Source organism: Trichocoleus sp. DQ-U1 (assembly GCF_039961925.1).
GTDB lineage: Bacteria > Cyanobacteriota > Cyanobacteriia > Cyanobacteriales > FACHB-T130 > FACHB-T130.
In genome coordinates this window covers 1-4,694 of sequence record NZ_JAMPKB010000156.1, presented here as the reverse complement: position 1 = coordinate 4,694, position 4,694 = coordinate 1, and the positions used below count along the sequence as shown (strand labels likewise).

At 44.8% G+C, this 4,694-nt stretch carries 4 protein-coding genes and 1 pseudogene; 4 read left to right on the top strand and 1 reads right to left on the bottom strand.

Features of this window, described 5'->3' with window-relative positions:
- The 4 genes and pseudogenes from NDI34_RS27770 to NDI34_RS27755 form a co-directional block, all read left to right on the top strand.
- Positions 1-235, top strand: a pseudogene (locus tag NDI34_RS27770) (peptidase M48 Ste24p); the annotation flags it as partial.
- Between the two features lie 189 nt (positions 236-424).
- Positions 425-1,090 carry a class I SAM-dependent methyltransferase gene (locus NDI34_RS27765; protein WP_348234452.1) on the top strand — a complete coding sequence of 222 codons (666 nt, stop codon included), beginning with the start codon at positions 425-427 and terminating at the stop codon, positions 1,088-1,090.
- 118 nt (positions 1,091-1,208) lie between these two features.
- Positions 1,209-2,075: an NAD(P)-dependent oxidoreductase gene (locus NDI34_RS27760; protein WP_348234451.1), complete on the top strand. Its 867-nt coding sequence runs from the start codon at positions 1,209-1,211 to the stop codon at positions 2,073-2,075.
- A 212-nt stretch (positions 2,076-2,287) separates the two neighbouring features.
- The gene (locus NDI34_RS27755) at positions 2,288-3,607 is read left to right on the top strand and encodes an alkaline phosphatase PhoX (RefSeq protein ID WP_348234450.1); all 1,320 of its coding nucleotides are present in this window, start codon (positions 2,288-2,290) and stop codon (positions 3,605-3,607) included.
- Between the two features lie 86 nt (positions 3,608-3,693).
- Here NDI34_RS27755 and NDI34_RS27750 read toward each other — a convergent pair whose 3' ends face one another.
- On the bottom strand, positions 3,694-4,473 hold the full coding sequence (locus tag NDI34_RS27750) for a class I SAM-dependent methyltransferase (RefSeq protein ID WP_348234449.1): 780 nt from the start codon (positions 4,471-4,473) through the stop codon (positions 3,694-3,696).
- Positions 4,474-4,694: the final 221 nt, after the last annotated feature.

Genomic DNA, 4,694 nt, shown 5'->3' with positions numbered 1-4,694 from the left:
GGTGACGCTAAGCAAGCAAGATCGCGATCGCCCGATCTTCAGTTGGCTTTCCACGCACCCGATCACCGATGAGCGGACTCGGTATTTAGAAAGTTTAATTCAGAGTAACGGTTACAACCGCTATGCCTATGAAGGAGTAGCGCGACACAACGAAATTAAGGCAAAAGTGAAGAAAATTCTCGACGAGGCGAAGAAGAAGGAAAAAGAACGCAAACGAAAGCGCGATCGAAATTAGCAATTCAGCGAGTGGACACGATCAACCTAAACATCTTATGTAGGTTGGATTCAGGAACGAAACCCAACATTGACAACGCTTTGATGGGGTACTATCCCTAGAAGGCTAAAGCCTTATGGCATGAACGCGCCTCCGCATCTGCTCGATCTATCCGACAAATACGAGATCCATCTACTTAGCCATTAAGCCATGCAAAGAGTATTAGAGCCCGAAGTCATGGACAGTTTGGAAGAAGCTGTTGAATATGACTCGATGGACTTTACAGAAATCAACGGGGCATTTGCTCAACGGGCAATTGAGATAGGAGCAACAAATGCAACTGTTCTAGATGCCGGAACCGGAACCGCTCGAATTCCTATTTTAATTGCACAGCAACGCCCTGAATGGCAAATTCTCGGCATCGATATGGCAGAATCAATGCTGCAACTTGGCAAAGAAAATGTAGAAAAAGCTGGGTTGCAAAAACAAATCATTCTGGAATTTGTTGATGCCAAGAAGCTACCTTATCAAGATGGACAATTTGATATGGTAATTTCCAATAGCCTGTTTCACCACCTACCCAATCCACTGCCATTCTTGCAAGAAGTGAAACGAGTGGTAAAGCCGCAGGGTGCTATTCTCATCCGAGATTTAATTCGTCCTCCAAGCGAGGAAATAATGAATAATTTGGTGGAAAGTATCGGTACAAATTACAACAAACATCAAAAGATGTTATTTCACGACTCTCTCCACGCTGCGTTTACCTTGGATGAAGTGCAAGACTTCTTGCAACAAGCTGGTTTGGAGGGTGTTACAGTTTATCGATCGAGCGATCGCCATTGGACAGCCGAACGAGCCTGGGTTGATCCCTCTTAAATCCGCTTGAATCGCCGTTATCCTTCCTGAACCTCATTCCCAACCCTCTTTACGCTGAGGAGTGTTGCAGACGGCGTGAGGTTCTTCAGCAACAAGAATTAGAGAGGTCAAAGCAATCGTGAAAGTAGGATTTTTAGGAACTGGGTTGATGGGACAGCCGATGGCTAAAAGGCTGTTAGACGCTAAAATTCCAGTAGTTGCATACAATCGTACTCAGTCAAAGTTAGCACCTTTGCAGGACGCTGGCGCTAAAATTGCCGACTCTCCACAAGAGGCAATTCGCGAGTCTGAGTGCGTAATTTTGATGCTGACAAATGCGACAGCAATTGATGAAGTTCTGTTGTCGGAGGCTTCCCGACCAGAGTTAAAAGGGCGTACAGTCATTCAAATGGGAACGATCTCACCCACAGAAAGTAAAGCGATCGCTTCCCAAATTGTTGCAGCGGGTGCAGAGTATATTGAAGCACCCGTGTTGGGCAGTATTTCGGAAGCAGAAGCCGGTAAATTAATTGTCATGGTAGGTGCTTCCGATGAGCAATTTCAACAGTGGTCGGATTTTCTAAAACATTTTAGCCCTGAACCCCTACATATTGGTTCAGTCGGTGCTGCCGCTGCTGTCAAATTAGCATTAAATCAATTAATCGCTTCCCTTACCAGTGCTTTTGCCCTTAGTTTAGGTTTTGTTCAACGTCAAGGTGCCGACGTTGAGCTGTTTATGCAAATCTTACGGCAAAGCGCCCTTTTTGCTCCCACTTTTGATAAGAAATTGCAGCGGATGTTAGATAGGAATTATGAAAATCCCAATTTCCCAACTAAACATCTGCTCAAAGATACTAACTTATTTCTCAATGAAGCTAAGTTAAATGGCTTGAATGTCAGCAGTTTGGAAGGTATTCGCCAAATTTTAGAAATGGCACAGGACATGGGTTTAGCGGATGAGGATTATTCGGCGCTATTTTCTGCGATTAATCCTGAAGATGAATGAGTGTTTTAACGCAAAGCTACGCTAAGCTAAGCGCAAAGGTTCGCGAAGATTCTTAGCGTACTTCTACGTTCATAATTTTTTAGTAAAAACGGAATAAACTAGGCAAGCAATAATATTTTCTGAATAAAAAATTAACCAAGCCTTAATCAAAGCTTTGCCGAAGGTTGATGAACGCCAATTAAGCTGTTCAACGCATAAACGCGGAGAACACCATGTCTTTATCACGGCGGCAATTCTTCACCCTGGCAGGCGCGAGTGCTGCGGGTGCTGTATTAATGTCCCCTCTAGAAGCGCTCTATACCAAAGCAGCCAGGGGTCAATTAGTAAATGGGGGAGGTTATGGCCCACTGATTCCAGATCCCAATGGTTTATTGGATTTACCACGCGGATTTCAATATCGCGCTATCTCTCGGACTGGAGACATGATGAACGATGGCAATCCAGTACCGGGTGGTCACGATGGGATGGGTGCTTTTCCCGGTCCTAATAACACAACTATCTTAATTCGCAATCACGAATTAAGCCCGAATTCTACCACGCAAGTTGTCGGACTCAAATACGATAATCTCTGTAAAGGTGGGACAACAACTCTAATTGTAGGGGCGAATCGCCAAATACAAAGTCATTTTGCTTCCCTAGCAGGAACATACCGTAACTGTGCAGGCGGCACGACTCCTTGGGGTTCGTGGATTAGCTCTGAAGAAAATACCTCAACTCCCGCTACAAACGATCCAGTTAATATTACGGGAAATGTCAACCAACGTCACGGTTATAACTTTGAAGTTCCGGCGAATGCAAAAACAACTGTGACTCCCGTGCCTTTGAAAGCAATGGGGCGTTTTAACCACGAAGCGGTTGCAATCGATCCAAAAACTGGAATTGTTTATGAAACTGAAGATAGAGGCAATGGTCTCTTCTATCGCTTCATTCCAAATCAACCGGGCAAACTTGTAGAAGGCGGTGTTTTGGAAGCCCTGAAAATTAAAGGAATGCCCCAAGCAATTACTAAAACTAACTTCCCGGTGCGTCAACCAATGCAAGTTGAATGGGTTCGCATCGACAATCCCGACCCGGATACAGATACTGTCCGCGTCGAAGGCTTTAGTAAGGGTGCAGCCCAATTTACACGTGGGGAAGGCATCTGGTACGGCAACGGTGAATTTTACTTTTGTTGCACAGATGGTGGCACTGCCGGACTCGGTCAAGTTTGGCGCTACGTTCCTGGGAAAACAGCACAAGAAGGCGGCACTCTTGAACTTTTTGTTGAACCAAATGATGTAAATGTATTAGATAGTCCTGATAACATTGTTGTGGCTCCTTTTGGCGATTTGATCATCTGTGAAGATGGTGACGACGAGCAATTTGTAGTCGGCGTCACTCAAAAGGGCGAACTCTACCAATTTGCTCGGAATGCTATCTATGATAATGAGTTCGCTGGTGCCTGTTTTTCGCCCGATGGTCAGACCATGTTCGTGAATATCCAAACTCCTGGCATTACTTTTGCTATTTGGGGACCTTGGGCGAAAGGATAATAATGGGTAATGGGTAATGGGTAATGGGTAATGGGTAATTCTTGCAAAGATAGGAAATTTCGCATCTCTACAGTTACTCTTTCTGATTACCCATTATCTGCAAGGTAAACATTCGTGGTATAGGTTAAATACACATAGCCGTGTTCATTGCAAGCGCTTGCATACAGTTCTTGCAAATCTGTCACAAGTTGCTGGTACGCCTCACCTTCTTTGGGGATGTAAGATACACTATTTACCCTGCCAATTAGTCCCTCTAAATCTAGCTGCTGCTGGTACTCAAAAGTATGGCACTGGACATCTGGAAAATGGGGGCTGCTTAGTAGAGGAGCGACTGAAACCATCCGCTTCTCTGCTGGATGATTGTTTGATGCAATCTCAACTAAGCGGCTGTAATTTGCTGTGAATTGATCGTTTTGATCGCGATCGTTCCATACTACCGCTAGTCGTCCCCTTGGCCTGAGAATGCGGCGGAATTCTAGCAATGTTGGTTCGGGATTAAACCAATGGAAAGATTGGAAGCAAGTCACTAAATCAACAGATGCGTTGGGTAAATTCGTGACTTCTGCTGTCCCATCGCGAAACTCTACTAAGGAATGCGGTGATGCAGCTTCTCTCATTGCGGCGTTTGGCTCGATAGCGATCGCATTCACTCCCCGTTGAGCTAACAAACGCGAGGAAATTCCCGTTCCTGCACCGATATCTGCGGCGACCAGTTGCGATGAATTTCCCAATCCCTTCAGGATAATATCAATAGCGGCATCTGGATAGTTCGGTCGGTACTTGGCGTAATCCTCTGCTCGATTGGAAAATCGGCTTAGTGGATTCATTGCGTGTAACGGTGTGTCTTTTGAGTTACTATTACCCATTGCCGATGGCTGCTCTTCTACCTGTGCTTTTGTTGATTTTTACTTAAGTTAAGTGCTTATTAGTAGAATATAAACGAAGTTTTTTCTTTAAAATAAGGAGAAACTTTTGGTAGTCCTAAAAATGTAAGGATAGGAGGGTAGAGTTCCCGCTGTTGTTCGATGTCGAATCCCCGCCCGGCTTGTCCTGCTTGTGATTCCACCCATATTGTGAAGAATGGCAA